At 67.1% G+C, this 25,944-nt stretch carries 22 protein-coding genes and 6 pseudogenes; 14 read left to right on the forward strand and 14 right to left on the reverse strand.

What is annotated here, in order from left to right; genetic code table 11:
* Nucleotides 1-12 precede the first annotated feature (12 nt).
* The 8 genes from CFB46_RS31775 to CFB46_RS31810 all read right to left on the reverse strand — a co-directional run bounded on the left by CFB46_RS31775 (nucleotide 13) and on the right by CFB46_RS31810 (nucleotide 9,888).
* A complete protein-coding gene (locus tag CFB46_RS31775; RefSeq protein WP_027786210.1) occupies nucleotides 13-1,278 on the reverse strand; it encodes an ATP-grasp domain-containing protein in 1,266 nt (421 codons plus the stop codon).
* 15 nt (nucleotides 1,279-1,293) lie between these two features.
* A complete protein-coding gene (locus tag CFB46_RS31780) occupies nucleotides 1,294-2,649 on the reverse strand; it encodes a lysine N(6)-hydroxylase/L-ornithine N(5)-oxygenase family protein (RefSeq protein WP_027786211.1) in 1,356 nt (451 codons plus the stop codon).
* The gene (locus CFB46_RS31785; RefSeq protein ID WP_089502445.1) at nucleotides 2,646-3,791 is read right to left on the reverse strand and encodes an NAD(P)/FAD-dependent oxidoreductase; all 1,146 of its coding nucleotides are present in this window, start codon (nucleotides 3,789-3,791) and stop codon (nucleotides 2,646-2,648) included. Before CFB46_RS31785 ends, CFB46_RS31780 begins: the two co-directional genes overlap by 4 nt.
* Nucleotides 3,788-5,200 carry a KamA family radical SAM protein gene (locus CFB46_RS31790; RefSeq protein WP_027786213.1) on the reverse strand — a complete coding sequence of 471 codons (1,413 nt, stop codon included), beginning with the start codon at nucleotides 5,198-5,200 and terminating at the stop codon, nucleotides 3,788-3,790. Before CFB46_RS31790 ends, CFB46_RS31785 begins: the two co-directional genes overlap by 4 nt.
* Nucleotides 5,201-5,374: 174 nt before the next feature.
* Entirely contained in the window at nucleotides 5,375-6,760 is a 1,386-nt protein-coding gene (locus CFB46_RS31795; protein ID WP_152777542.1) for an MFS transporter, read from the reverse strand.
* A gap of 7 nt (nucleotides 6,761-6,767) precedes the next feature.
* On the reverse strand, nucleotides 6,768-7,655 hold the full coding sequence (locus CFB46_RS31800; RefSeq protein ID WP_027786215.1) for an isocitrate lyase/PEP mutase family protein: 888 nt from the start codon (nucleotides 7,653-7,655) through the stop codon (nucleotides 6,768-6,770).
* A gap of 8 nt (nucleotides 7,656-7,663) precedes the next feature.
* Nucleotides 7,664-8,554, reverse strand: a complete 891-nt coding sequence (locus tag CFB46_RS31805) for an amidohydrolase family protein (RefSeq protein WP_027786216.1) — start codon at nucleotides 8,552-8,554, stop codon at nucleotides 7,664-7,666.
* A 71-nt stretch (nucleotides 8,555-8,625) separates the two neighbouring features.
* Entirely contained in the window at nucleotides 8,626-9,888 is a 1,263-nt protein-coding gene (locus CFB46_RS31810; RefSeq protein ID WP_227789574.1) for an MFS transporter, read from the reverse strand.
* A gap of 157 nt (nucleotides 9,889-10,045) precedes the next feature.
* Here CFB46_RS31810 and CFB46_RS31815 point away from each other — a divergent pair, with 157 nt between their 5' ends.
* Entirely contained in the window at nucleotides 10,046-10,942 is an 897-nt protein-coding gene (locus tag CFB46_RS31815) for a LysR family transcriptional regulator (protein WP_027786218.1), read from the forward strand.
* 252 nt (nucleotides 10,943-11,194) lie between these two features.
* Here the strand turns inward: CFB46_RS31815 and CFB46_RS36160 are convergent, their stop codons facing one another.
* The 3 genes and pseudogenes from CFB46_RS36160 to CFB46_RS31825 all read right to left on the reverse strand — a co-directional run bounded on the left by CFB46_RS36160 (nucleotide 11,195) and on the right by CFB46_RS31825 (nucleotide 12,350).
* Nucleotides 11,195-11,371 carry a hypothetical protein gene (locus CFB46_RS36160; RefSeq protein WP_155257383.1) on the reverse strand — a complete coding sequence of 59 codons (177 nt, stop codon included), beginning with the start codon at nucleotides 11,369-11,371 and terminating at the stop codon, nucleotides 11,195-11,197.
* A gap of 23 nt (nucleotides 11,372-11,394) precedes the next feature.
* A pseudogene (locus CFB46_RS31820) lies at nucleotides 11,395-11,597 on the reverse strand (carboxymuconolactone decarboxylase family protein); the annotation flags it as partial.
* Nucleotides 11,598-11,731: 134 nt separating this feature from the next.
* Nucleotides 11,732-12,350 (reverse strand): annotated as a pseudogene (locus tag CFB46_RS31825) (sigma factor).
* A gap of 235 nt (nucleotides 12,351-12,585) precedes the next feature.
* Here CFB46_RS31825 and CFB46_RS31830 point away from each other — a divergent pair.
* From CFB46_RS31830 to CFB46_RS36705, 6 genes and pseudogenes are all read left to right on the forward strand, one after another.
* Nucleotides 12,586-13,158 carry a YbhB/YbcL family Raf kinase inhibitor-like protein gene (locus CFB46_RS31830; RefSeq protein WP_080681410.1) on the forward strand — a complete coding sequence of 191 codons (573 nt, stop codon included), beginning with the start codon at nucleotides 12,586-12,588 and terminating at the stop codon, nucleotides 13,156-13,158.
* A 165-nt stretch (nucleotides 13,159-13,323) separates the two neighbouring features.
* Entirely contained in the window at nucleotides 13,324-13,509 is a 186-nt protein-coding gene (locus CFB46_RS36165; RefSeq protein ID WP_175888594.1) for a hypothetical protein, read from the forward strand.
* The gene (locus CFB46_RS36690) at nucleotides 13,452-13,712 is read left to right on the forward strand and encodes an aldehyde dehydrogenase family protein (protein ID WP_256980730.1); all 261 of its coding nucleotides are present in this window, start codon (nucleotides 13,452-13,454) and stop codon (nucleotides 13,710-13,712) included. Before CFB46_RS36165 ends, CFB46_RS36690 begins: the two co-directional genes overlap by 58 nt.
* Nucleotides 13,643-14,369 (forward strand): annotated as a pseudogene (locus CFB46_RS36905) (aldehyde dehydrogenase family protein). The gene CFB46_RS36690 and the pseudogene CFB46_RS36905 overlap by 70 nt, the downstream one beginning before the upstream one ends.
* Nucleotides 14,370-14,420: 51 nt before the next feature.
* Nucleotides 14,421-14,598, forward strand: a pseudogene (locus tag CFB46_RS36700) (IS66 family transposase); the annotation flags it as partial.
* Nucleotides 14,594-14,725, forward strand: a pseudogene (locus CFB46_RS36705) (hypothetical protein); the annotation flags it as partial. The pseudogenes CFB46_RS36700 and CFB46_RS36705, both read left to right, overlap by 5 nt.
* A 194-nt stretch (nucleotides 14,726-14,919) precedes the next feature.
* Here the strand turns inward: CFB46_RS36705 and CFB46_RS31845 are convergent.
* Nucleotides 14,920-16,206 carry an MFS transporter gene (locus CFB46_RS31845; RefSeq protein WP_089502446.1) on the reverse strand — a complete coding sequence of 429 codons (1,287 nt, stop codon included), beginning with the start codon at nucleotides 16,204-16,206 and terminating at the stop codon, nucleotides 14,920-14,922.
* Nucleotides 16,207-16,291: 85 nt separating this feature from the next.
* Nucleotides 16,292-17,437, reverse strand: a complete 1,146-nt coding sequence (locus CFB46_RS31850) for a mandelate racemase/muconate lactonizing enzyme family protein (protein WP_089502447.1) — start codon at nucleotides 17,435-17,437, stop codon at nucleotides 16,292-16,294.
* Nucleotides 17,438-17,789: 352 nt separating this feature from the next.
* Here CFB46_RS31850 and CFB46_RS36810 point away from each other — a divergent pair.
* Nucleotides 17,790-17,906, forward strand: a pseudogene (locus CFB46_RS36810) (carboxymuconolactone decarboxylase family protein); the annotation flags it as partial.
* A 69-nt stretch (nucleotides 17,907-17,975) separates the two neighbouring features.
* Here CFB46_RS36810 and CFB46_RS31860 read toward each other — a convergent pair.
* A complete protein-coding gene (locus CFB46_RS31860) occupies nucleotides 17,976-18,938 on the reverse strand; it encodes a 2-hydroxyacid dehydrogenase (protein WP_027786223.1) in 963 nt (320 codons plus the stop codon).
* A 313-nt stretch (nucleotides 18,939-19,251) separates the two neighbouring features.
* Between CFB46_RS31860 and CFB46_RS31865 the strand changes: the two genes are divergently transcribed.
* The 6 genes from CFB46_RS31865 to CFB46_RS31890 all read left to right on the forward strand — a co-directional run bounded on the left by CFB46_RS31865 (nucleotide 19,252) and on the right by CFB46_RS31890 (nucleotide 25,914).
* Nucleotides 19,252-20,010 carry an SDR family oxidoreductase gene (locus CFB46_RS31865; protein ID WP_027786224.1) on the forward strand — a complete coding sequence of 253 codons (759 nt, stop codon included), beginning with the start codon at nucleotides 19,252-19,254 and terminating at the stop codon, nucleotides 20,008-20,010.
* Nucleotides 20,011-20,106: 96 nt separating this feature from the next.
* Nucleotides 20,107-21,393: an MFS transporter gene (locus CFB46_RS31870; protein WP_027786225.1), complete on the forward strand. Its 1,287-nt coding sequence runs from the start codon at nucleotides 20,107-20,109 to the stop codon at nucleotides 21,391-21,393.
* Nucleotides 21,394-21,450: 57 nt separating this feature from the next.
* A complete protein-coding gene (locus CFB46_RS31875) occupies nucleotides 21,451-21,843 on the forward strand; it encodes a VOC family protein (RefSeq protein WP_027786226.1) in 393 nt (130 codons plus the stop codon).
* A 60-nt stretch (nucleotides 21,844-21,903) separates the two neighbouring features.
* Nucleotides 21,904-23,151, forward strand: a complete 1,248-nt coding sequence (locus CFB46_RS31880; RefSeq protein ID WP_027786227.1) for a citrate/2-methylcitrate synthase — start codon at nucleotides 21,904-21,906, stop codon at nucleotides 23,149-23,151.
* Between the two features lie 355 nt (nucleotides 23,152-23,506).
* Nucleotides 23,507-24,037, forward strand: a complete 531-nt coding sequence (gene msrB / locus CFB46_RS31885) for a peptide-methionine (R)-S-oxide reductase MsrB (RefSeq protein ID WP_027786228.1) — start codon at nucleotides 23,507-23,509, stop codon at nucleotides 24,035-24,037.
* Nucleotides 24,038-24,072: 35 nt separating this feature from the next.
* Complete coding sequence (locus CFB46_RS31890) at nucleotides 24,073-25,914, forward strand: cytochrome c biogenesis protein DipZ (RefSeq protein ID WP_027786229.1); 1,842 nt, start codon at nucleotides 24,073-24,075, stop codon at nucleotides 25,912-25,914.
* The last annotated feature ends 30 nt before the right edge of the window (nucleotides 25,915-25,944 follow it).

The raw sequence follows: 25,944 nt of genomic DNA on the forward strand, positions 1-25,944 counted from the left end.
ATGGCCTCCGGGTCAGTCCAGTGTGACGGTCACGTCGGCCGCGAGCTCGCGCAGCAGCGCCACGATGTCGCGATCGAGCTCGCACTGCGCGATCAGGTACGCGATCTCGTACGCCTTGAACACGTCCTTCGGCAACGCCATCTGCGCGCCCTTGCCGGCGACGACCTGCAGAAAGCGCAGTTCCGGCCGCCGCCACAGCCGCTCGAAGCCCTCGACGCGGGCGATGCGCCCGAGCCCCGGCGGCATCACGATGCGCTGGCCCGCGCGCGTCGACGCGGTGCCGAGGCGATCGTCGAGCGGGCCGTCGATCGCGCCGCGCGCGAGATCCAGCACGGTGCGGTACGGCGAGAAGCCCGCGACGCTGTACGGGATCAGATGCGAGTTGATGAACTCACCGCCGAGCCGCCCGCCGATCTCGAGAATCTTCGGGCCGTCGCGCGTCACCATCACGTCGGCGTGGAAGCCGCACCAGTCGATGCCGGTCGCCGCGACACCCGCACGCACCATGTCGCGGATCGCCGCCTGCGTGTCGGCCGGCAGCAGCGACGGCGTCACGTTCTCGTACTGGATCGGGATCGACCGGTCGAAGGTCTTGTCGATGATCGCGTTGATCGCCACGCGGCCTTGCGCGACGACGCCGGACACCGAATGCTCGCTGCCCGTCAGCTGTTCCTCGAGCAGCGCGTGATCGCCGTACAGGCTGAACATCTCGCCCTTCTCCGGCGAGTTGTACGCCCGAAACGCACGATAGACCTCGACGGGATCGGCGAGCGCATCGACCGGAAAGATGCCGCGGCTGCCCGAGTTACCGGCCGGCTTGAGCAGCGCGGGCGCGCCGATCCGCTTCAGCGCGGCGGTGAATTCGGCTTCGCTGCTGACCACCGCATAGCGCGGGTTCGCATTCGGCACCGCGTCGAGCACGCGGCGGGTCGCGGCCTTGTCGCGCACGTTGAGCGCTGCATCCGGCGCCGTGCCGCGCAAGCCGAGCCGATGCGACAGCCGGCTCGCGAGCACGACTTCGAGATCCTTCCACGCGACGACGCCGGACAACTCGACGCGATGTTCGTGCAGGTAGTCGAGAATCGTCCGTTCGGCCGCGTCGTAATCGCCGAGGCGCGTCGGGATGATGCCCGCGCAGCCGAACGAGCGGAATGCGTCCGGCGTCGGCGTCGCCACATAGAGGTCGAGACCGAGACTGCGCGCCGCGTCGATTTCGGCGATCCGCTCGCCCGGAAGCGCGCGTGTGTCGAGATACAGCATGGCCGGTGCATGGGTCATGGCGGTGTGCTCCTGTCAGTTCACGAGTTGTTGGGTGGCGGCCTGCGGCGCGTCGCCGTGCGGCCAGTCGACGAATCCCGGCGGCGTGCCGACCTCGTAGATGGACGCGCCCGCGATCGCGTTGGCGATCCGGCCGCTGCGCCACGCGGCAAGGCTCAGGTTCGGGTCGGCGATGCCGCGCGTCGTGCGCGCGGCGTTCTGGAAGAAAATTCGCGCGGCGCTCGGCCGGTTCCAGCGCACCGCGTAGTCGTCGTCAAGTTCCGGTGCCCCGTCGCGCGTGTGCATCTCGAAGCGCAGCGATTCGAGCGCACCGGGCATCTGGAATTCGCTGCCCGTCGCGAGCAGCACGACGTCCGCATGCAGCGGCGCATGCACGCCGGTGCCGTCGTCGACGCTTAGTACGAAACCGCCGTCCGCGCGGTGCAGGTTCGCCATGCTGCGGCCCGGCATCAGCGCGCAATGGCCGGGACGCCCCTCGATGTGCGTGATCTCGTAGAGCCGCTGGTAGATTGCCGTCAGCAGCGGCAACGTGACGCCGTCGCTCGCGAGGCGCTGCGTCTCCAGCGCGTCGCGCTTGCGCTGCGGCGACAGCCGCGAGAAATGTTCGTTGTATTGCGGCACGAACCATTCGTTGACGAACGGCGAGTCGTCCATCGGCAGGAAGTTCTCGCGCCGTGTCAGCCAGGCGATGTGCGCAGGCGCGTCGTCACCCGTCAGGCCGAGCAGATGCAGCGCGAGCTCGGCGCCGCTCTGGCCGCCGCCGACGATCGCGACGCGCCGGCCGGCAAGCGCCGGCCGCACGGTGCAGAACTGCGACGAATGCAGCACGTCGGCGCCCAGGTGCGGCCGCGCGCAGGCAGGCACGGTCGGGCGCAGGCCGACGCCGACCACCAGGTTCGCGGTGCGCACGACGCCGTGCGAGGTCGTGACGCGCAGCGCGCGCCCATCGCGCACGACGCTTTCGACTTCGCAGTCGAACCGCAGGTTGTCGAGCGACGCGCACACCCACCGCATGTACTGTTCGAACTCGCGGCGGCGCACGGTCGGAAAACGCGCGTTCGCGAACGAATACAGTCGTTCGGTGCGTTGCAGGAACGCAATGAACGAGTAGCGGCTGCACGGATCGGCCAGCGTCACGAGATCCTTCAGGAAGCTGGTCGTCAGCGACGAATCCGCGAGCATCAACCCGGGATGCCAGCGGAACTCGGGCCGGCGCTCGACGAACAGCGAACGCAGGCCGTCCAGCGGCGCCAGCAGCGCCGCCAGGCTCAGGTTGAACGGGCCGACGCCGATGCCGAGCACGTCGACTTCTTCGCCGGCGAATGCCCGCGGCTTCGCGCCGTCGAGCGTCTGGAATTCGAAAGTGTTCATCGCGCCTCCCCGACACCGGTGATCGAATCGTGAAAAGCAACGTCGTCGGTGTGGCCGAGCACGCGCGCGGCCAGCGCCGCGCCGCCGTGAACGGCCGTGGCGATCCCGCTGCCGCAATAGCCGCCGCACCAGCCCAGCCGCCCGGCCATGCCGACGTGCAGCACGCCGGACGCGGTGAAGCCGAGCGGCGCGGACCATACGTGCTCGACGTGCGCGTGTTCGAGCGCCGGGAAATACGCGGCCAGCCGCGCGCGCAACGCGGCCTCGACGCCCGCGGGCGGCACGTCGGCCGACAGGCCGAGCCGGCTGCCGAACAGCAGCCGGCCGCGCTCGTCGAGCCGGAAATAGTCCTTGTCGGCGGACACCGTGCCGTACACGCGCGGCTGCCGCGAAATACGGCGCTGCGTCGCGTCGTCGAGGATGCGGGTCGCCAGCAGGTGCGTGCCGTAGCGCTCGAGCGGCGGGCGCACGTCGGCCGGCAGCAGCGACCATGCGTCCTCCGCGCACACCAGCACGGCGCCGGCGTCGACCGTCGCGTCACCGAGATCGAGCACGGCCGCACCGGACGCGAGCTCCACGGCATGCACGCGCGCGCCGCGCCGGATCCGCACGCCGAGCGTCGCGGCCCGTACCCGCATCGCATCGCGGAGCACGCGCGGCCGGATCAGCGCGAAGCGCAGGTTCAGCAGCCCGCCGATCGCGTGCGCCGCGCCGGTTTCCTGCGTGACCGCCTGCGCGTCGAGCCACGCGACGCACGCATCCGGCTGCGCCGCGTAATACGCGAACCGGTGCGCCAGTTGCACCGCCGACGCGTCGTCGCACGCGAGCGTGATGTGGCCGGGATACGTCCAGCCGCATGCGAGGTTGCGGCTGTCGACGAAGCGCTTCAGGTAGACGATGGCCTGCGCCGCCGTGCGCTCGGCGGCCTGCGCGTGCGCGGCCGAAACCGGGCCGCGCGGCAGCGCCGGCGCGACGCTCGCGACCGAGCCGAAGTTGAATGCGCTCGGCACGTCGCCCGGCGGATCAGCGTCGCAAACGTCGACCGTCGCGCCCTGCTCCGCCAGGTGGATCGCGGCGGACAGCCCCGTGTAGCCGCCGCCGACGATCGCGACATCGGCGGTTCGTGTTCCGGGCGTCCTCATGCGTGCTCCAGTTGGCGTTGACGAGCGTCGACGAATGCACGGTACGGCGCGTCGAAGAAGAACGCGGGCTCGCCATCCGGCGGTTCGAGCTGGTCGAGCCAGCAGGCCGTCGCCGAATACTTCGCGAGAAACGGCCGGCGCAGCCAGCGCGGATCGCGCGCCTGCAGGAAATTCAACAGGAAGTAGCGCTGCTCCTGCAGCTCGAGCGTGCCCGCGACCTCGACCTTGCCGGGGCCTGCGCTCATCGACGGGCCGCGCGCGCTGCGCGCGAGCCCCGACACCGACGCGATCGCGGTGTTGTAGATATCGAGCGCCCGCGCGAGCGGCAGCTCGAAATAGCCGCGCGGCCCCGTATCGCGCTCGACGAACATGTAGTACGGCACGATGCCGAGCCGCACCTGCCCGACCCAGTTGCGCCGCCAGACTTCCGCGTCGTCGTTGATGTGGCGCAGCACCGGCCCCTGCGAGCGGATCACGACGCCGATGCGGCGCAGGTTCGTCACGGCCTGCTCGGCGATCTCCGTCGACAGTTCGCGCCAGTGGTTCAGGTGCGCCATGACCGTCACGTTGCGCCCGGCATCGATCAGCGTACGCAGCAGCGCGAGCAGCTCGGGCGTATCCGGATCGCTGACGAAACGGTACGGCCAGTAGGTCAGCGCCTTCGTGCCGATCCGGATGTTGCCGACGTGCTCGAGCCCGGGCTCCAGCAGCGGCATCAGGTACTCGCGCAGGCGCGCCGCGCTCATCACCATCGGATCGCCGCCCGTCATCAGCAGGTCGGTCACTTCGCCGTGCGCGCGCAGGTACGCGTGCAGCCGCGCGGCTTCGCTCGACGCGAATTTCAGCGACGCATCGCCCACGAATTGCGGCCAGCGGAAGCAGAACGTGCAGTACGCATGGCAGGTTTGCCCGTGGCTCGGGAAGTACAGCACCGTCTGCGCGTACTTGTGCTGGATGCCCGGGCACGGCTCGCCGTCGAGCTCCGGCTCGTTGAGCCGCTGGTCCGCCGGATGCGGGTTCATCCGGGCGCGCAGGCGCCCGATCAGCGCGTCCAGGTCGGCACCGCGCGCCGCGTCGCGCGACAGCATGGCCAGCTCGCCGAGATCGTCGGGTGCAAGCATGTCGGGCTGCGGAAACGTCAGCCGGAACAGCGGATCGTCCGGGACGTTGGTCCAGTCGATCAGTTGCTCGACGACATAACGGTTGACCTTGAACGGCAGCACGCGCGCGACCAGTCCGATCTGCTCGCGCATTCGCGGCGGCAACCTCGCGAGCTGCGGGAGGTCGTCCAGCTTCGACCGGTTGTACGCCTTGAACACGGGATGCACCGGGATCGGCGGACGTGGCGGCGCGCCGCCCGGTACGCCGTCGTGCGTGGATATCCGTTGGCCCTCGGATAGTTGGATCATTGACTCGACTCCATTCTTTTAGATGTACTAATGTAGGTCGTGTGTCTCGTCTGCTCGCCGCCGGCGGCCAGGCAGCCCGCCGGCGTTCTGCAGATACTAGAAGCAATCGCCGCGGCGAAGCATTACGCCGGTGTTATTTATCCATAAGCGTTTCGCATGCGGCTTCGCACCAATTCAACGCGGTGCGGCGGCGCCCACCGCCGGCCGCGCCGCCGGCGCGCGCGGTGCCGGACGGGTTTCCGGCATCCGCCAGTACACGATCAGCGAAATCGCCGCGCACGCCGCCACGTACCAGAAGAACATCGTCTCGTTGCCGCCCGCCTTCAGCCGCAGCGCGACGAACTCCGTCGTGCCGCCGAGGATCGCCGTCGTCAGCGCATAAGGCAGCCCGACCGCCAGCGCGCGGATTTGCGGCGGGAATAGCTCGGCCTTGACCAGCATGTGTACCGACGTGAAGCCGCTCAGCACGACGAGCCCCGCGAACACCAGCGCGAACGCGGCAAGCGGCTCGTGCACATGCCCGAGCGTCGTGAAGATCGGCACGGACAGCAGCGTGCCGCCGAGCCCGAACCACAGCAGCACCGGCCGGCGCCCGACGCGATCCGATACGAGGCCGAACAGCGGCTGCAGCGGCATGTACAGCAACAGCGCGAGCGTGCAGATCCAGGTCGCCGTTTCCTTATGCAGGCCGACCGAGTTGACCAGGTACTTCTGCATATAGACGGTGTACGTATAGAACGCGACGGTGCCGCCGATCGTGATGCCGATCGCGAGCAGCAGTTCGCGCCAGTGCGCCGCGAGATCGGCCGTCACGCGCGTCTTCGCCGCGCGCGCCCGGCTTGCGACGAATGCATCGCTCTCGACGACGTTGCGGCGCATGTACAGCGCGAACAATGCGAGCACGCCGCCGACGAAGAACGGAATCCGCCAGGCCCAGCGCTCGATGTCGTGCGTGCCGGCGAAGATCCGCTGCATCGCCAGCATCAGGCCGAGCGCGACGAGCTGGCCCGCGACCACGCTCACCTGCAGGAAGCCGACGTAGAAGCCGCGCCGGTTCGGCGGTGCGATCTCGCTCAGGTAGGTCGCGCTGGTGCCGTACTCGCCGCCCATGCTGAGGCCCTGCAATAGCCGCGCGGCGACGAGCAGCGCCGGCGCGAGCATGCCGATCGTCGCGTAGCCGGGCGTGACGGCGATCAGCATCGAGCCCGCGCACATCGCGAGCACCGATTTCGTCAGCGCGGCCTTGCGCCCGTGCCGGTCCGCGTACAGGCCGACGAGCCAGCTTCCCGCCGGCCGCGCGACGTAGCCGACCGCCGCGATCGCCGCGGTATTCATCAGTTGCACGGTCGGCCGGTCGGCGGGAAAGAACGACGGCGCGAAATAGATCGAGAAGATGCTGTATGCGAGGAAGTCGTACCACTCGATCAGGTTGCCGGCGAGCCCGCCGACGATCGAGCCGATGCGCGGCGGCGCGTCGGCCGCCCCGGTTGGGGAAGTTGTCACGGTTGTCTCCTGTTCGTTCTGTTTCGGGCGGCCGGCAGGCGAGCGCCCGTGCCGCATGCCGGCCTTACGGCTGCTCGCCCGCGTAGCGTGCGTCGAGCGCGTCGAAGCGCGCCTTGTCGACGAGCCGCTGCCGTTCCGCGAACGGCGCGACGAGCGCGGGGTTTTCGTCGAGCCGGCCCGTGTCGCGCAATTCGGTCAGCGCGGCCTGCATCCCATGCACCGCGCCCTGCAACGCCGCGTTCGCGTACAGCACGACGCCGTAACCGAGGCGCGCCAGTTCGTCGCGCGAGCGGGTCGGCGTCTTGCCGCCGATCACGATGTTGATGAGTTGCGGCGTATCGAACAGCGCGGGCAGTCGTTCGACGTCCTCCGGCGTGTCCATCGCCTCGATGAACAGCACGTCGGCGCCCGCTTGCGCATAGCGGTGCGCGCGCTCGATCGCGTCGTCGATGCCGTGCACGGCGGCCGCATCGGTGCGTGCGACGATCAGCAGGTTCGGATCGACGCGCGCGTCGACGGCCGCCTTCAGCTTGCCGACCATTTCCGCGGCCGGAATCACTTCCTTGCCCGCGAAGTGGCCGCATTTCTTCGGCAGCACCTGATCCTCGAGCTGGATCGCATCGGCGCCGCTGCGCTCGAGGGTGCGCACCGTATGCAGCACGTTCAGCGCGTTGCCGAAACCGGTATCGGCATCGACCATCAGCGGCAGATCGACGGCGTCGCGCACGCGCGCGGTGTGCTCGGCCAGTTCGCCGAGCCCGACGAAGCCGAGATCCGGCAAGCCGAGCGACATGTTGGTGACGCCGGCGCCGCTCAGGTACAGCGCGCCGAAGCCCAGATCGGCGGCGACCCGCGCGCTAAGCGCATTGAACGTGCCGGCGACGAGCAGCCCCTGGCGGGCGGCGATGCTGCGCCGGAAAGCGGCGCGACGAAGGGCGGTGGAATCGGTCATGCGAGGCCTCATTGGTCGAAACGAAACAGGGTGCGCGGCGAGTCGCGCAGCACGCGCGCGCGTTCGCCGGCATCGGGCAGCCAGCGTTCGAGCGCCGCGCAGGTCGCGCCGAAATCGACACGTTCGCGATGCTGCGTATGCGGCCAGTCGCTGCCCCACACGAGCCGCTCCGGCGTGAACGCGCCGCGCAGCGCCAGCGCCGCGCCGAGCGCGGTGTCGGTGCCGTCGCCGGTCAGGCTGTTCCGGTACGCGGCCGACAGCTTCACCCACACGCGGCCGGTATCGGCGAGCGACAGCAGGTGACGGAAGCCGGGATCGCGTTCGCCGAGCGCCGGCGACGGGCGGCCGAAATGGTCAATCACGAGCGTGCACGCCTGCCCGAGCAGGCTCGCGGCTATCGCATGCAGGTCGGCCGCGTCGCGATGAATCTCGACGTGCCAACCGAGCGCGTTGATGCGTGCGAACAGCGCGCGCCACACCCGCGTCCCGAAATCCGGAATCGGCAGGCCGACCAGATTGAGCCGCATGCCCACGACGCCCGCGCGGTCCAGCGCGGCGAGCGCGTCGTCGTCGAGCACCGGATCGACCACCGCGACGCCGCGAAAGCGGCTCGGGTAGCGCCGCAGCACGTCGACGAAGAACGTATTGTCGGTGCCGAGAAAGCTCGGCTGCACCAGCACCGCGTGCGTGATGTCGTGCGCGGCGAGATGCGCGACGTACGCGTCGAGCGACGCATCGTAGTCGGGCGCATGGCGCACGACCGGCGCGAGCGGCAGGCCGCGGGCAAACACGTGCGCATGGGCGTCGACCGCCGCGACGGCCGTCGATGACGCGTACCACGCGGCCGTATCCGGCGCCGCTGAAACCGGTTCGACCGGCGGATTGACTGCTCGATCCATGACGACTTGCCTGCAAGAGGTGCCCGGCCCGGCAGCGGGCGACAGGCGACGGAATGAACGAAGGACGAAAACTACAGCGATGCGCCGGCGCGGGTGTCGCCGTCCGCGCCCGGACCGGCAGCCGCGTCGGGCAGACGGCGCCCGCGCGTTTCCGGCAGGAACCACACCGCGATCACGACGAGCCCGTACGCGATGCCCGCATCGATGCCGAGCGCCGTGCCGAGCGGCAGCGATTCGCCCATCCGCCCGACCAGCACCGGAAAGCCCGCCGACACGATACGGCCGAAGTTGTAGCAGAACCCGACGCCGCGGCCGCGCACGTTTTGCGGATACAGTTCGTTGAACAGCGTGCCGAGCGTCGCCGGAATGCCGGCCGAGCACAGGCCGAGCGGAAACCCGAGCAGCAGCATCGCGACGTCGTTCAGCGGCAGGAACACGTACAGGTTCACCATCACCGCGCAACACGCGGCGAACAGCATCACGTTGCGACGCCGGCCGATCCGGTCCTGCAAATACGCGCTCAGGAAACAGCCGCAGATGAACGCGACGATCACGACCGCGAGATACGCGCCGGTGCCGAGCACCGACAGGTGCCGCTCGGTCTTCAGGTAGGTCGGCAGCCAGATCGTGATCGCGTGATAGCCGCCGTGCGCGCCGACGCCGATCAGGCCGCCGACCACCGTCGTGCGCAGCACCGAGCGGTCGAAGATGCCCACCGTCGGCGCATCGTCTACGTTCGCGGGCGCAGGCGTCGCGCGCGGCGGCTCCGGAATCGCGCGGCGGATATACAGCACCAGCAGCGCGGGCAGCGCGCCGATCGCGAACAGCACGCGCCACGCCCATTCGGGCGGTAGCCACGCGAACACGATCATGTACAGCAGCACCGCCGCGCCCCAGCCGAATCCCCACGCGCTCTGCACGACGCCCATCGCCTTGCCGCGATGGCGCGCGCCGACCGTCTCCGCGAGCAGCACCGCGCCGGCGGTCCATTCGCCGCCGAAGCCGAGCCCTTGCAACGCCTTCAGCACCAGCAACTGCTCGAAGTTCTGCGCGAATGCGCTCAGGAACGTGAAGGCGGAGAACCAGCACACGGTGATCTGCAGCGCCCGCACGCGCCCGTAGCGATCCGCGATCACGCCGGCCAGCAGGCCGCCGAGCGCGCCCGACACGAGGGTCGCGCCGCCGATCAGCCCGGCCTGCCCCTTGCCGATGCTCCAGGTCGCGAGCAGCGCCGGGATCACCAGGCTGAACATCTGCGTGTCGAGGCCATCGAGCGCCCAGCCGGCAAAACAGCCGCGCAACGTGCGCCGTTCGGTCGTCGAGAGTTCGCGCATCCAGGTCAACGGAGGTCTCCTCGTGTCGTCGCCGTGCGCCGCCTGATCGCGCCGCTATCGGAGGCGCGGCCGGGTTCGACGACGCCCGATGTGCATCCTATGAATCATTTGGATAATTCGCTACTATGTTTCGGATAATTATTCATAACACACGCTTATGGAAATCAGGCACGTCCGCTACTTTCTCGCGATCGCGGATTCCGGCAGCTTTACGCGCGCCGCCAGCGAACTCGGCATTGCGCAGCCGGCGCTCAGCCAGGCGCTGAACCGGATGGAAAATGAGTTGGGGGTCCGGCTGTTCGAGCGGTCGCGGCGCGGCGCGACGCTCACGCCGGCCGGGCTCGCGATGGTCGACGACCTGCGCCTGAGCGTCGCGCGGCTCGACGCGGCCGCGCATCGGGCGGGCGAAATCGGTGCGCAGCGCGCTGGGCGTCTGACCATCGGCTTCGTCAGCGCCGCGTTGTTCGACACGCTGCCGCGCGCTATACGTGCGCTGCGCGAAAGCACGCCCGACGTCGAACTCGTGATGCGCGAAATGAGCAATGCCGAGCAGGCGATCGCGCTGGAGCGCGGCGAGATAGACATCGGGCTGCTGCATACGCCGGTCGCGGTGAACGGCCGGATGCGCGAGCAGATGATCCGGCGCGATCCGCTCGTCGCGGTGCTGCCGAAGGCGTTCCCACGCCAGCCAGACGGCACGGTGACGCTGGCCGATCTGGCCGCGGCCGGCCTCGTGTGGTTTCCGCACGATCAATTGCCGCTGATCCGCGCGGGCATCCTCAGTGCGTTCCGCCAGGCCGGGCATCCGGTCGACATCGTGCTCGACGTGAACCGCACGCTGACCGTCGTCGCATGCGTCGCCGCCGGCTGCGGCGTGTCGCTGCTGCCGACGTCGATCCACGCGTTCGCGTTCGACGGGGTCGCATACAGCCCGATTCGCGACGGCGCCGCGCTGCCGAATTTCGAGCTGAGCGCTATCTGGCCCGCACGGTCGCGCCCGACGCTCGCCGACCGTTTCGCCGCGCTACTACCGACGGCGGACCGCCATCCGTGAACAAACCTCTTCGCTGACGGTGTTGAAGCGAACACGAGAAAATAACGAATAAATCCCCCGCTGTTGGAGAGGGGATTTCACCGCAGCCTGTCCTGCCGTATCGCGAGGCTAGCTCAATTCGCTTGCGGACGTCGCCGAACGAGGTCAACCAGCAACGGACCTAATTGCTCCATGATCTGATCAAGGTACCGCTCTCGCGCGTCTGAATCAGCCACAGGAATCTGAACAACTTGCTCAACCTGAAGGTAGACCTCACGCAAAAACAGTTTGCCAATCAGGGGGCGCCAAGATCAACCCCTCCATTACCATTTGATACGCGTCGAGACGACACATCAGCCTGACCACCTCCTCAGAAACCGTTTCCAGTCTGTCGCTCAACAAAATCACAAGACGCCGGAGATCTGCAATGCCATCCGCATTCTGATTCATTGGGCTTTCCTTTTGCTGGGAGGGCGCAGCTCGCGCTCGCCGTGGATGCGCGCTTCCTTCACGTGCATGTCGACGTAGAACGCGCAGCCGTTGATCTGGGACGCCCGGAGCGACACGAGATCGCGGATCGATTCCTCGATCGCGCTGCTACGCAGCTGGTGCTGAGTTCGAGGAATTTCCGGAACAGCTCGGGCGACTGTTGAATGTAGTTGATACGCGGCGCCATGACGTCGCGCGAAATCATCTTAGGAGTGTGCGCCGGTGCGCGGTAGCCACGCACAGGGACGCATCGTGTTGCGTGCGCTGCACCAATCCGCGCTCGACCGCGGCCGCGGCCGGCGCCGGCGTGCGCTGCGCGGGTCAGCCGGCCGCGCAGGCAGTTGCGATTCGGGCGAGCTTGTCGGGGTTGCGCTGCACGAGAATCCGGCCGATGCGCGTACCGTCGGTCTCGAACGACATCGCCGCTTCGAGTTGTCCGCCGATGAAGCGCAGCATCGCCCACTGGCCGTTCAGCACGACCGGCCGCATCTCGACACCGCTGCCGCAGCGCAACCACGTCGCATAGAACAGTTGAGCGATCCGCCGGCCGCCGACCATCGGTTTCGGGAAGCTCTGGATATGACCGCCGCCGTCGCCGATCAGTCGTTCGAGCAACAGCAGGTACGCAACCGACACGTCGTTCGCGCGCTCCGTCATTTCCTCGGGCGTCGCGGGCGATTCGCCGAGCTCCGGTTCGGGCAGCCAGATACCCGCATAGTGCTCGCGCCGGAGCTTCGCCGCGCGCAGGCGATCGATCGACGTCCGCGTCGTGATCGCGACGAGCCACGCCTCGGCATTCTCGATGCTGTCGCGCGCCGCGTCGTGCCAGCGCAGCCATACGTCCTGCACGATGTCCTCGGCATCCGCGACGAAACATCTGGTACGCAATCTTCTGTAAGCGGTGGCGCGGCGCGTCGAAGATCAGCGTGTCGTTATTCATATCCGATCGGACTAAGCGTGGACTGTGTGCGGCAGATGCTGGATTGAGGACGTCTCTGTTTTCCCGCTGTCTTCCGATTGTTGTTGTCGTGACAACACGGTGAGTGCACTTCCCGCTCTACTCATCCTCTCGACCATGACCCAAAATCCGCTTCCACGATAGTCGCATATCCGATACATCCAGCGTCGCCCTGTTTATACGAGACGGCGCACTGAACTCTTTGATGAGGCGCCCCATGGAAATCTTGACTCTTCTTCGAAAAGGCATCGGCACTACGCTTCTTGCAGTCATGCCGGCGATCGCTTGTTCTGAGACGTTTTCGGTCAAGGTTGACGGCCTCGGCCGTGATGGACGATTCGCGACCGGCCAGGTTTACAACGGATTCGGATGTCGTGGCGAAAACGTTTCTCCTCACATCTCGTGGTCCCACGTTCCGTCCAGGACGAAAAGCATCGTCGTGACTATGTTCGATCCTGATGCGCCGACGCGCGGGCTTGGATGGACACACTGGTCGGTCGTCAATATCCCGCCATCGGTGTCTTCGATCGAGATGGGCGCTTCGGGGAACGCGAGACTGATGCCGGCGGGTGCGTTGGAAACGCTGACGGATTTCGGTGAGTCGAAGTACGGCGGACCTTGTCCGCCTCAAGGGGAATCTCATCGGTATGTCGTCACGGTATTCGCGCTTTCCGTTCCGGAAATCGACGCAAAGCCGACGTCAGGTCCAGCGCTCGTCGCCTATCAACTGCATGGAAATACCCTCGCAGAGGCTCGATTTGTGGCGAAATACTACAGACCATCGAGATGAGCCTCGAGTGTTGAAACGCACGTCGTTCTATACGCAGGTTCCTGCCCACTGCACGCCCAATTCTCACCGCACCGCCGAGCAGACCGGGCGGATGCTGCTGCACGTCTCTGCGCAACGTAGGGTGGTCGTGCTGCCCGACTGGCTAGCTATCGAAGAGATGCGGCAATGCCAATCCGCACGGTGCGCCTCGGCCAGGACGGCATCCATAAAAGCAGCCACCTCGGCGTGCGGCACGGTGGGGAGGACACGGCCTATCTCGCCCGATTTCCGGAACTGTCGCGGCAGGATGCACCGTGGTCATCAAACCGTCCGAGGAAGCGCCGCTCGCCGTTTCTGCGCTTGCTTCATTGATCGAGGAGGCGGGCTTCCCCAATGGCGTGGTCAACATCGTCAACGGCGGCGGACCCAGCGTGGGGCGTGCTCTGGTCAATCACGCGGACGTCGATAAAATAAGCTTCACCGTAGCACGGCGGTTGGAAAAACCATCGCGGCGGATGTCGCGGGCAACTTCAAGAAGCTTACGCTCGAGCTGGGCGGCAAAGCACCTCAGATAGTGCTTCCCGATGCCGACCTGGAATCGGCCGTGCAAGGTGTGGCGATGGGTCTTTTCATCAACCAGGGCAGACATGCGCGGCCGGCTCTCGCGTGCTCGTGCATCGTTCACTCGCCGATCAATTTGCGCAAAAGCTCGCCGCAGCAGCAAAATCCGTTTCCATCGGTGATCCGCTGACTGAAGGTGCGTCCATGGGTGCGCTCATCAACGCAGGGCACAGGCGCCGGGTACTTGATTACGTTCGCATCGGACAGGAAGAAGGCGCGCGTCTCATCGCAGGCGATGAACCGCTACCTGAGCGTGGCTACTTCGTGCGGCCTACCATCTTCGTCGATGTCAGAAACGACATGCGGATTGCCCAGGAGGAGATCTTCGGCCCCGTCGGGATGATCATACCCTTCGACTCTATCGACGAAGCCGTACAGATTGCCAATGACTCGGAATTTGCGTTGTCCACGACGATCTGGACGCGAGATCTGACGAATGCACATCGTATCGCGGCGCGCGTAACGTAGGATCGGTTGCGATCAATGGCTGGAGTCCGCTGGATGCGCGGCTGCCATGGGGAGGATTCAAGAACAGCGGCTCAGGGCACGATCTCTCGAAGACTTCGCTGCTTGCCTTTCTCCGCAAGAAGGTTGTCACTACAGTGCTTTGATGGATTCCCATCCCGGCGCGCTGTGTTGGTATGTTAAAAAAGCTTGGCGCGCCGCGGTTACGCCAAGCCACGCTCCTGCGTCGCTTCGGCGGCGATATCTCATCGAACACGTCGGCCGCCAGCCGTGGTCGCGGTGCGACCCGCCACGCAACCGGTGATTAATCTGATGTACGACGCGCTGCTCGAATCGAACCTGATCTACGGCGACGAGACAACGTTCCACGTACTATAACGAGGTTCGTCCCCACTCTGCATTGCAGTGGATGACGCCCGTCGAATTCGCCCGTCAGGCAAGGGAGTCCACCTCGCGTGACAACTCAACCAAGCCGGGAATCTCTACTTCCGACCGCGACTAATTCTGGTTCAGGGTCAAATCGGGGAGGCTGGTCGGTTTAACTTGATGCCGACTCAGCGGTGGCTGTTCCAAGTTGCCGATGGCAGTTTGTCTCGGCTTCGGCGGGCTGGGTATAGCTGAGCGGGTTTCATCAACCGACGATGATTAAATCAGGTCACACCCACTCCCGCGTTGCTAGTTCAACGGATTACTTCGTCAGGCAGCCCCACGCATCTGCACAACGGCCCGCGCGCGCACCGTGAACGTCAGAATCAGTGCACCGGCCAGCGCCGATGCCCCCGCGAGCACGAACGCGCTCGCATACCCACCGCCATACTGAACGAGCCAACCGGTCACGCTCGGCGAGAGGATGCCCGCAAGATTTGCAAGCAGGTGAACGAACCCGCCCGCCGAGCCGACACGTTCGCGCGGCACGATTTCCTGCAGCAGCGACCAGCAAGCCTGCGGCGCCATGAACGCGAACAGGCTCGCGATCGCGATCAGCGTGACGGCCGCGCCGAGCGAGCTCACGCGCGACGCTAGCAGCACGCAGGCCGCCGCGACCGCGAGCCCGACGACGATCACGATCTTGCGCGCGAACAGCACGTCGCCGGTGCGGCGGTAGATGCGATCCGACACGGTGCCGCCGGCCACGAATCCGATGGTCGCGCCGAGCCACGGCAGGATCCCGACGACGCTCATCTGCTTGATGTTCAGATGCTGGTAGTCGGTCAGGTAGCTCGGCAGCCATGACAGGAAAAAATACAGCACGTAGTTGAAGCTGAAGAACGCGAGTGCGACGCCGAGCACCGGCCGCGACAACAGATCGCGCCGCAGCGGACGCGCGGCGCGATCGTCCGCATGCGCATCCGGTGCGACGTCGATCGTCCGGTCGGATGCGATCTCGCGCGCCTCTTCCGGCGACACGCGCGGGTGGCTCGCCGGATCGTCGCGGAACAACGCCCACCACGCGGCGAGCCACACGAAGCCGAGCGCAGCGATCACGACGAACGACACGCGCCAGCCGAACTGCAGCGCGACCAGACCGACGATCGGCGCCGCGATCGCCGCGCCGAGCGGCTGCCCCGCGTTGGTCCAGCCGACCGCGCGCCCCGCTTCGCGGCGCGGGAACCAGTTCGAGATCGCCTTGTTGGTGGTCGTCCCCATCGGCCCTTCGCCGATCCCGAACGCGACGCGCACGATCAGGAGGTGTGCGAACGATCCGGCCAGCGCGGTCGCCCCGCAGAACAGCGACCACACGCCGGCCGCGCACGCGACCACGCGACGCGGCCCGAACCGGTCAGCGGCCCAGCCGCCGACGAAGCAGAACACGCAGTAGCCGATAAAGAAGCTGCTGAATAGAATACCCATCTGCGCGTCGTCAATGCCGAGTTCGCGCTTGATGATCGGCGCGACGACGGACAGCGCCGCGCGATCGAGATAGTTCAGCATGCCGGCGCCGAACAGCAGCGCGCCGATCCACCAGCGGTAACGCGTTTTCATGTTGTCTCCTGTCGAGCCGGGAACGTGCCTGCGCATCCGCCCGGCTTCCTGATTTCCGTTTGCGCCGAGCGCACCGTTCCTGCGTTCAACCGATCGTCGCGTGCGCAATCGTGTTGCGTGCCAGCACCGCTTCGTCCGGCACGAAGCCAAGCCCGGGCACATCGGGCAAGCGCAGCCGCGCGCCGGGCCGCTGCGCGTCATGCAGGCGCTCGGGCCAGTCGAGATAGGGAATTTCGAGCGCGACATCGTCCGGTAGCGTCGCGACCACGTGCGCGGTCGCCAGCAGCCCCGCTCCGTAATAGAAACAGTGCGGCACGACCCGCACGCCGTGCTCCGCCGCGAGCGCGATCACTTCCGCGATGCCGGTCGGTCCACCGATCTTCGCGATGCTTGGCTGCGCGACGTCGATCGCGCCGTGTTCGAACAGGTCGCGAAAGCCCGCGACGCCCGACGCGTTCTCGCCCGCCGCGATCGGCACGCCGGCACCACGCACATGCGCGATGCCGTCCGCGTCGTCGCACGGCCACACCGGTTCCTCGATCCAGCCAAGCCGCAGGTCGGCAAGTTCGCTCACGTGCCGCAGCGCGTCGTTCGCCGTCCACGGGCAGTTCACGTCGACCATCAGCTCACTGCCGGCCGGCAACGCCGCACGCGCGGCCGCGATGGCCGCATGTTGCGTCTCGTGCAGCTTGATGCGCCGGAACTGTTCGTCCGACGCACGCCGCACGTGGCGCGCGACTTCGTCGGGGTCGTTATCGTAGCTGACCAGGCTCGCATACACGTCGATCTCGTCGCGATGACCGCCGAGCCAGCGATACAGCGGCACGCTGGCCGCCTGCGCGGCGAGGTCGTGCAGCGCCGTGTCGATCGCGGACAATGCATACAGCACCGGTCCGGTGCGCCCGAACGCATGCAGCGCGCGATCGGCCGCGAAACGCAACGCGGCGATCCCGTGCCGCGTCGGCTCGAATTCGGCGCCCTTGAACCAGCGGCCGACCGGGCCTTCGAGCGCGGCGAACGTGACGGGATTGATCAGATGACCGAATGCTTCACCCCAACCCACCCGCCCTGCGTCATCGGTAAGCCTGACCAGCAGCGACTCCATTCGGCGCAGCGAGCGGTCTGCGGCGTTATACGTGTCCGCAGCGGCCGGTTCAACTGCGGCAACGGGACGGCGGCCCGCGTCGAATGCAAGCGAGAGACGAATGACTTCGATGGCGACGATTTTCACGAATGTATTCCCGGTGCGGCGAGTCGGGGCAAACTATGCGGCCGACGGCCGAAAGTGCGATTTGACGGACGACCGCGCTCGTGCGAGATCGTTCATTGGGCGGCGTCGGCCCCTAATTGATCAGTCATCGTATAACTAAAGCCATCTTCTCGCAAGCCATCTCTTGACACATCCATATATTCTCAGGGATCGCGCACGGTCGTAAGATGTGACATCTTATGACCAGTGGCGAGAGGAAAATGGCACCTGATGTTTCGCAAAACTAAGAGCGGCGGCATGGTCTGGCGCATCAGGCGAGACTAAGGCGGAAGCTCTATCGCTATTCGACATTAGGGCGTCCGTCACCACTCCGCTGGACGAAATGAAAGCAACGCTGCTGCATGCGACCGCTTATTCGGGTATTCCGCATCGTCTCAGCGCGTTCAAGGCCGCGCATGAGGTGCTGGTGGCGCAGGGGGTGCTGAAGTAACGACGCGGTTGGAGCCGGGGTTCCGTCATCGGACACCCCGGCATGAGCGAGCGCTCTCGCCCGCCGTCATCACAGCGCGTTCGGCGCCCCCTTCCCGTCAAGCACCGCCGCGACGTTGTCGAGCGCGGTAAACCCCATCTGGTCGCGCGTCTCGATGGTCGCGCTCGCCATGTGCGGCGACAGAAACACATTGTCGAGCGCGGCAAAGCGCGGATCGATGTTGGGTTCGTTCCGGTAAACGTCGAGCCCCGCGGCGAACAGCCGATACGACGTCAACGCATCGTAAAGCGCATCCTCGTCGACGAGACTGCCGCGTGCCGCATTCACGAATACCGCACCGCCGCGCAGCAAGCCGAATTCGCGGCGGGTCATCAACGGCGTGCCGCCGCCGGGCACGTGCAGCGTGAGGATGTCGCACTGCGGGAGCAGCGTGTCGAGATCCGCGCAATAGCGTGCACCGGCCTCGATCTCGGGCGGTGCGGGACGCCGATCGGTATAGACGATCTTCATCCCGAAGCCGCGCGCGCGCTGCGCGACCGCCCGGCCGATCCGCCCGAAACCGACGATTCCGAGCGTCTTGCCGTTCACGCGCGTGCCGAGCATGTCGGTCATGCCGAACGACTTTCCCCACCCCGCGCGCACGATACGCTCGTACTCCGATGCACGCCGGCACGCGGCCAGCACCAGCAGCATCGTGAAATCGGCCGTGCAGTCGGTCAGCGCATCGGGGGCGTTGCTGACCGCGATTCCGCGTGCGCGTGCGGCGGCGACATCCATGTGGTCGTACCCGGCGCTCGCGTTCGCGATGATCTTCACGCTCGGCGGCAATGCCGCGATGTGCTCGGCCTGCAGCCCCGATTTCTTGCCGATCAGCACCGCCGGCGTCTCGTAGCGATTGCAGAACTCGACGACGGACGGCGCGTCCATGTCGGCGTCCGTTACATACGCGTTGAATTCGGATTCTGCGCGTGCGGCGACTGCGGCGGGAACGCGTCGCGCAACCAACAGGCGGGTGCGATTGTTGTCAGGCATGGTCTCGTCCTTGGGTCGGAAAACGGAACACAGCCTACGAAGTGCAGTCGGCGCGGGTCAATATTGATTGGTTCGATCAACATGTCCGCGCGGCATTGAGCGACCGGATGATCGACCGATTCCGATCATGTCCTATGCCATGCGCGATGCCGTGCCGGCGCGCGAACGGCGCAGCCGCGAACTCAGGAAAACCCTGACGCCAGCCCGTCTGGACGGGGCGGTTGATATTGATTGAAAGAATCAAGATTGCTGCGAAGTCGTCGCCGCGCAATGCTTTTTGCATGTTCAACGGACTGAAGATGAGATCGTGAAAATGCAGGCAGAGAAAAAAATCGCGGCAGTGACGGGCGCCGGCACCGGAATCGGGCAGGCAGCGGCGGTTGCGCTGGCGCGAGCAGGCTTCACCGTCGCGCTGCTCGGCAGGCGTATCGATCCGCTGCTCGCGACGCAGGAGATCGTCGAGCGGGCCGGCGGCGTGGCCGCGGCCATTCCGACCGACGTTTCCGACGAGGCATCGGTCGATGCGAGCTTCACGCGGATTGCGCATGACTTCGGTCGCCTCGACGTGCTGTTCAACAACGCGGGCCGCAACGCAGGCGCCGTTCCGCTCGACGATTATTCGCTTGAGTTCTGGAACGACGTGGTCGCCACCAACCTGACGGGCGTGTTCCTGTGCGCCCGCGCCGCGTGGCGCCAGATGAAGCGCCAGACGCCGCAAGGCGGCCGCATCATCAACAACGGTTCGATTTCCGCGCACACGCCGCGCCCGAACACGATCGCGTACACGGCCACGAAGCACGCGGTCCTCGGCATCACGCGTTCGCTCGCGCTCGACGGGCGGCGATTCAACATCGCGTGCGGTCAGATCGACATTGGCAACGCCGCCACGTCGCTGACCGAGCGGATGAACAACGGCGTGCTGCAGGCCGACGGCCGCATCGCGCCCGAGCCGCGCGTCGACGTCACGCACGTCGCGAACGCGATCGTGCAGATGGCGAGCCTGCCGCTCGAAGCGAACATTCTGAACATGACGATCATGGCGAGCGCGATGCCGTTCGTCGGGCGCGGCTGACCGGGCGAGCGCCGGCGTGCAGCACCACCGCACGCCGGCCGTGCAATCAGGAGACAGGAGACGACATTGAAAACCGCAGAAGAGCAGGTTTCGGTCATGCGCGAGTTCGACGCGCACGCAGGCATCGCAACACGATCGCGAGTGCGCTACGGCGTGCTGTCGATGCTGCTGGTGGCCACCATCCTCAACTACGTCGACCGCTCGGCGCTCGGCATCGTCGCGCCCGCGCTGTCGAAGGACCTCGCGCTCACCCGCGTGCAGATGGGGGAGCTGTTCGCTGTGTTCGGCCTCGCGTACTCGATCGCGCTGCTGCCGGCAGGCGTGCTCGCCGATATGCTGGGCTCGCGCGTCGCGTATGCGCTGTCGCTCGTCGGCTGGTCGCTGGCGACGCTCACGCAAGGGCTCGCGCACGGCTATCACATGCTGCTCGGTTCGCGGCTGGCGATGGGCGCGCTCGAAGCGCCCGCGTTTCCGTCGAACGCGCGCGCGGTGACGATGTGGTTCCCGGTCCAGGAGCGCGGCTTCGCGACGAGCGTGTACGTGATGGGTCAGTACATCGGCACGCCGCTCTTCACCGGGCTGCTGCTGTGGATCTCATCCGCGTTCGGCTGGCGTACCGTGTTCTTCGCAACCGGCGCGTTCGGCATTCTGTTCAGCGTCGTCTGGTACCGGCTCTATCGCGATCCGTCGCGCCATCCACGCGTCAGCGCCGCCGAGCTGCAGTACATCACCGAAGGGCAGCCGGTAGTGACGGCGCGCGACCGTTTCGACTGGCGCATGGCGCTGCGCCTGCTGGGCTATCGGCAGATCCTCGCGATCTGTCTCGGCAAATTCTGCAACAACACGCTGCTGGTGTTCTTCACGACCTGGTTCATGACCTACCTGGTCGAGGAACGGCACATGTCGATGATCAAGGTCGGTTTCTTCCAGGCGATGCCGTTCATCGGCGCTACGCTCGGGATCCTGATCGCGGGCTATCTGTCCGATCTCTGCATCCGGCGCGGCGTATCGATGTCGTCGTCGCGCAAGGCGCCGCTCGTGATCGGCACCTTCCTCGGCGCATCGATCGTGCTCGTCAACTTCGTGCAGTCGAACGCGCTGGTGATCGCGATACTGACCGTCGCGTTCTTCGCACAGGGAATCGGCTCGATGTCGTGGGCGGCCGTGTCCGAGATCGCGCCGAAACGCTATGTCGGACTCACCAGCAGCATCACGAGCCTTGCCGCAAACATCGCGGCCGTCACCACGCCGCTGATGATCGGCTACGTGACGCAGCACACCGGAAACTTTTTCTGGGCGCTGAACCTGATGGGTGCGATTTGCCTCGTCGGCACGCTGTCGTACTCGGTGCTGCTCGGCAAGCTGTCGCGTATCGGGCTCTGACCCCGTCCGCCCCTTTACCCGCCATCCCGGCCACTCCTACACGTACCGAGCACGATCATGATCGAATTCAAATGGGATCACCTTCAACTCTGCTCGGCTGATGCCGAGGCCACCGCCGCGTGGTTTGCGCGCTGTCTGAACGCCGAAATCGTGCGGCGCCCCGGCCGCATCGACCTGCGGATCGGGGCGATCGACCTCTTCATCACGGCGCTGCCGGACGCGCGTCCGGGGATCGTGCCGGACGGCGCGCGCATGCAAGGGATCGACCACTTCGGCGTGCTCGTCGAGGATCTGGATGCGGCTTACGCGCATCTCGTCGACAACGGCGCCGAGATCGTCCAGCCCGTCACGCGGATCCGCGCCGGCGTACGTGGCTGTTTCGTGCGCGCGCCCGGCGACATCCTCGTCGAGGTGCTCGAGCGGCGCCCGGCCGAGATGACATTGAACTGAACCCGGTCTATAGTCGGCGCAAGCGGCCGCGCACCGGCCGCATCCTCATCACGACTCCCCATGCAGAACTGGATCACCCTGACGGAAGCGGCGCGGCGGCTCGGCGTGCGGGCGCAGACCGTCTATGCGTACGCGAGCCGCGGCAGCATTGCCGTGATGCAGGATCCCGACGATCCGCGCAAGAGCCTGTATCGCGCCGAGGACGTGGTCGCGCTTTGCCGCAAGAAACAGGTCGGCCGCAAGCGAGCGGCGCTCGCGGCCAGCACGATCTTCGGTGCCGAGCCGTGCATCTACAGCGGCATCACCACGTTCTCGAAGGGCCGCGCATGGTATCGCGGCCGCGACAGCATTGAACTCGCGGATACCGCGACGCTCGAGGAAACGGCTGCGCTGCTCTGGCAGGCCGCCGCGCCGGTGTGGTTCGACGCGCCGGTGATCGTGCTGCCGCCAGGCGAGCGCGACCGGCAATGTGCGTTCACGATGCTCGCGACGCTGGCCGCGTTTGGCCATTCGACGCTCGGCCGGCTCGACAGCGCGCTGCACATCGAGGCCGGGCAGCTCGTCGCGATCGTGTCGCGCGCGTTCGGCGCGCACGACGATGCCGGCGCAAGCCCGCTTCACACCCATCAGCGGCTCGCGGCCGGATGGGGCCTCGACAGCCATGGCGCAGACCTGTTGCGCCGCGCGATGGTGCTGGTCGCCGATCACGAGATCACGAGTTCGGCATTCGCAGCGCGCATCACCGCATCGACCGGCGCGTCGCTGGCAGGCTGCCTGCTGACGGGGCTCGCGACGTTGTCGGGGCCGCTGCACGGCGACGCGTCGGGACGCGTGCGTGCGGTGTTCGACGACGTGCAACGATTGGGTGCCGAGCGCGTCGTCGATCATCACCTGAAGTCCGCGATCCCGATTCCCGGTTTCGGCCATCATCTTTACCCCGACGGCGATCCGCGCGCGGCCGCGCTGCTTGCGCGGCTCGATCCGCCGGCGGAACTCGCGCACTTCGTCGACAAGGTCACGACGCTCACCGGCCAGCGGCCGACCATCGATGTCGCGCTGGCGATGCTGTCGGTGCAGCTTCAGTTGCCGCGCGATGCGGCGTTCGGGCTGTTCTCGATCGCGCGCAGCGTCGGACTGCTCGCACACTGCATCGAGCAGCTGCGCGTCGGCAAGGTGATCCGGCCGCGCAGCCGCTATACGGGGCCGACGCTCGACGATCGGCATCTGCGGCCCGCCGCTGACGACGACGGCAAACAGACGAAAGCCGGCGTGATCAACAAGAACCGCCTGTTCAAGGTGGCGGAGTAACCTGCCGGACAACCGTAAGCCGATTAAAATTATGCCTGACCGTCAATGCACCCATGATCGCCCTCCACCGATATCGTGATCCGATCGGCGCGCGCATCCTAAGCAGAGCCTACTCCAGACCACGAACACTAAAAAGACACTAAAAAGTTGTGGCTCGTGCAGGATTTCAGAGGAAGTGGGCGGACCATCAACTCCCCGCAAACCCTTGCCAGACCTGGATCGGACGGATTTCAGCGGCCCTGGCCGGAACGCCGAGTAAATAATCACGATTCATTTAACTTTCCGTGAGGACTTCGACACCGGCCGCCGCCTACGATGGGCGCATGTTTTCAGGACCTGCTTCCAGGAGCCCATCATGCCCACCCGCAGACACCTGCTGTTCGCCGGCGCCACCGGCCTCGCCGCGCTCGCGGCGCTGTCGTCCGCCGGCCGCCGCGCGCTGGTCGGCCGTGCGTTCGCCGCGCCGCCGGCTGGCGCACCCAAAGCCGCTCCTTTCGAGATCACGCTCAGCGACGCCGAATGGCATCGCCGGCTCACGCCCGCCCAATACACGGTCCTGCGCGAAGCCGGCACCGAACGGCCGTTCAGCAGCCCGCTGAACGACGAGCACCGGCACGGCACGTTCGCGTGCGCCGGCTGCAACCTCGCGCTGTTCTCGTCGGCCACCAAGTTCGACAGTCATACGGGCTGGCCGAGCTTCTGGAAGCCGCTCGACCACGCGGTCGGCACCGACACCGACGCGTCGTTCGGGATGGTCCGCACCGAAGTGCACTGCCGCCGCTGCGGCGGCCATCTCGGCCACGTGTTCGACGACGGCCCGGCGCCCACCGGCCTGCGCTACTGCATGAACGGCCTCGCGCTCGCCTTCCACCCGTCCGCCGCCTGACCCGGCCCCACTCCCGTCCGACTGGAGAACGCACCATGCTGCTCATCGTCCTTGCCTATCTCGGCGGCGTGCTCACGATCCTGAGCCCGTGCATCCTGCCCGTGCTGCCGTTCGTGTTCGCGCGCGCCGACCAGCCGTTCGTGCGCAGCGGCCTGCCGCTGCTCGCCGGCATGGCGCTCACGTTCGCCGTCGTCGCGACGCTCGCCGCCGTCGGCGGCGGCTGGGTCGCGCAGGCCAACCAGGCCGGCCGCTGGCTCGCGATCGTGCTGCTCGCGGTGTTCGGCCTGACGCTGCTGATGCCGCGCTTCGCGGAACATCTGACGCGCCCGCTCGTCGCCGCCGGCAACCGGCTCACCGGGTTCGCGCAACGCGACGGCCGCCCGGCCGGCCCGGCGTCGTCGCTGCTGCTCGGCGTCGCGACGGGCCTGCTGTGGGCGCCGTGCGCGGGCCCGATCCTCGGCCTCGTGCTGACCGGCGCCGCGCTGCGCGGCGCGAGCGTCGGCACGACGCTGCTGCTCGTCGCGTATGCGGCCGGAGCGGCAACGTCGCTCGGCGTCGCGCTCGTGATCGGCGGCAAGGTATTCGCCGCGATGAAGCGCTCGCTCGGCGCCGGCGAATGGATCAAGCGCGGGATCGGCGCGGCGCTCCTGGCCGGCGTCGGCGCGATCGCGCTCGGCCTCGACACGGGCGCCCTCGCGCAACTGTCGACCGTCACCACGGGCGGGCTCGAAACGAAGCTGGTCGACCGCCTCGGCGGGCGCTCGAACCGCGCGCCGGCGGCAACGGCCGCGACCGGTGCCACCGACAACGCGACGGGCGGCGCGATGACCGTCGCCGCGGCCGACGGCGCGCAGGCAGGCGGCGCGATGATGCGTGCGGCCGGCGCCCCCGCGGCCGCGCTGCCGGTCGAAGGCACGCTGCCGTCGCTCGACGGCGCGGTGCAGTGGCTGAACTCGCCGCCGCTGACGGCGGCCGGGCTGCGCGGCAAGGTCGTGCTGGTCGATTTCTGGACGTATTCGTGCATCAACTGCCTGCGCACGCTGCCGTACACGAATGCCTGGGCACGCAAGTACGCGCCGTACGGACTCGTCGTGATCGGCGTGCACGCGCCGGAGTTCGCGTTCGAGCGCGACATCGGCAACGTGAAGAAGGCCGTGCACGACCTCGGCATCGACTACCCGGTCGCGATCGACAACGGCTATTCGATCTGGCGCGCGTTCAACAACGAATACTGGCCCGCGCACTACTTCATCGACGCGCAAGGGCGGATCCGTCATCACCACTTCGGCGAAGGCGAATACGCACAATCGGAACGCGCGATCCAGTCGCTGCTCGCCGAAGCCGGCCATCCGGACGCGCTGAACGTGCCGCTCGGGCTCGCCGGTGCGCCCGCGAAGGGTGCGCTCGCGGCCGCCGACAGCGCGGACGTCCGTTCGCCCGAAACCTATGTCGGCTATGCGCGCGCGGAAAGCTTCGCGTCGCCGGGCGGCGTCGTGCGCGATGCAGCACACCGCTACGACGTGCCGGCCCAGCCGGATCTCAACGGCTGGGGCCTCGCGGGCACGTGGAACGTCGGCGCCGAACGCGCGTCGCTCGCCGCACCGGATGGCCGGATCGTGTACCGCTTCCATGCGCGCGACCTGCATCTCGTGCTCGGCCCCGGCACGAACGGCGGCCCCGTGCGCTTTCGCGTGACGCTCGACGGCGCGGCGCCCGGCGCCGCGCATGGCGCCGACGTCGACGCGCAGGGCTACGGCACCGTCACCGGCCAGCGCCTGTACCAGCTCGTCCGGCAGCCCGGCGCGATCGCCGATCGCACGTTCGCGATCGAATTCCTCGATCCGGGTGTCGATGCGTACGCATTCACTTTCGGTTGATCGCGCGCGCCGCCGCCATCCGGGCGCCGC

Origin of the sequence: Burkholderia sp. HI2761 (assembly GCF_002223355.1) — a bacterium.
In the GTDB taxonomy this organism is placed as follows: Bacteria; Pseudomonadota; Gammaproteobacteria; order Burkholderiales; family Burkholderiaceae; genus Burkholderia.